Annotated in this window: 2 protein-coding genes; both read left to right on the top strand. The window is 64.0% G+C overall.

Annotated elements, in window-relative coordinates; translation table 11 throughout:
• Positions 1-1,084: trimethylamine methyltransferase family protein (locus tag EN925_RS34960; protein WP_128337321.1), on the top strand; the 1,084-nt coding region annotated here is incomplete at its 5' end.
• 58 nt (positions 1,085-1,142) lie between these two features.
• A partial coding sequence (locus EN925_RS34955; protein ID WP_164894624.1) for an FAD-binding oxidoreductase occupies positions 1,143-1,649 on the top strand: 507 nt, incomplete at its 3' end.

Here is a 1,649-nt window from a genome sequence, read left to right as displayed (position 1 = left end):
GCTGGCGCAGCATTTCAACTGCATCCACATGCTGGGCAACCAGGTCTGCGCGCCGGTGGAGCTGCCGGCAAACTCCCGCCATCTCGACACTTATTTCACCAATCTGACGCTGACCGACAAGAGTTTCCACGTCTCGGCGATCGGCCGGGGCAGGGCATTGGACGGCATCGAGATGATGGCGATTTCGCGTGGGCTGACGCTCGACCAGATGCGCGACGATCCCGGCATCACCACCATCATCTCGGTCAACTCGCCGCGCCGCTTCGACGAGATGATGGCCGAAGGCCTGATGACCATGGCCGAGTTCGGCCAGTCGGTGGCGGTGACGCCGTTCACGCTGATGGGGGCGATGAGCCCGGTGACGCTGGCCGGGGCGCTGGCGCAGCAGAATGCCGAGGCGCTGTTCGGCGTCGTGCTGACGCAGCTTGTCCGTCCGGGCGCGCCGGTCATGTATGGCGCCTTCACCTCCAATGTCGACATGAAGTCGGGCGCGCCGGCCTTCGGCACGCCTGAGAACACCAAGGCCAACATTGCGTCAGGGCAACTGGCGCGGCGCTACGGGCTGCCCTACCGCACGACGCCGGGCTCGGCCTCCAACGCCGCCGATGCGCAGGGCGCCTATGAGACGCTGATGGCACTGTGGGGCGCGGTGCTCGGCCACGGCAACCTCGTCTACCACGCCGCCGGCTGGCAGGAGGGCGGGCTGACGGCGTCGTTCGAAAAACTCATCATCGATGTCGAGATGATCCAGCATATGATGGAGTTCTTGCGCCCGATCGAAGTCAATGAGGCGGAACTCGCCGTCGAGGCTTTGGGTGCGGTGCCAACCGGTGGGCATTTCTTCGGCGAGCCGCACACGCTGGAGCGCTACGCCACTGCCTTCTATCAGCCGATGCTGTCCAACTGGCAGAATTACGAAGCCTGGCAGGAAGCCGGCGGCCTCGACGCCACGGCACGCGCAACGCGGCTGTGGAAGAAAGCGCTGGAGGACTATGTCGAGCCGGTGATGGATATCGCCGTGCGCGAGGCGCTAGAGGCTTACATGGCCAGGCGCAAGGAAGCGATCGGGCAGGGAGAGCCGTGATCGTTCCCAGCTTGAATCCATTCACCCATTCAACTCACTGATATCAGAGAAAAAATCCATGAAATCGCATGCAAAGGTCGTGGTCATTGGCGGTGGCGTCGTCGGATGCTCCGTGTTGTTCCATCTCGCCCGCCACGGCTGGACCGATGTTGTCCTGCTGGAGCGCGACGAGCTGACCTCAGGCTCGACCTGGCACGCGGCCGGGGGCATGCACACCATCAATGGCGACCCCAACGTCGCCAAGCTGCAGAAATACACGATCAATCTCTACAAGGAGATCGAGGAGCTTTCCGGCCAGGCGACCGGCGTGCATCTGACCGGTGGCGTGCTTCTGGCAGCGACCGAGGCGCGGCTCGACTGGCTGCGCGGCGTCGTCGCCAAGGGCCGCTATCTCGGCATAGAGCTCGAGGAGATCTCGCCCAACGAAGCGGCCGAACTGATGCCGCTGCTCGATCCCAAGCAGTTCGTCGGCGCGGTCAGGAACAAAGAGGACGGCCATCTCGATCCCTCCGGCGTCACCCACGCCTATGCCAAGGCCGCGCGGAAACTTGGGGCGGAAGTGGAG

Source organism: Mesorhizobium sp. M7A.F.Ca.US.006.04.2.1 (assembly GCF_004022915.1).
Taxonomy (GTDB): Bacteria; Pseudomonadota; Alphaproteobacteria; order Rhizobiales; family Rhizobiaceae; genus Mesorhizobium; species Mesorhizobium ciceri.
Note: the sequence above shows the minus strand (reverse complement) of the source record. Positions and strands in the feature narration are given on the sequence as shown.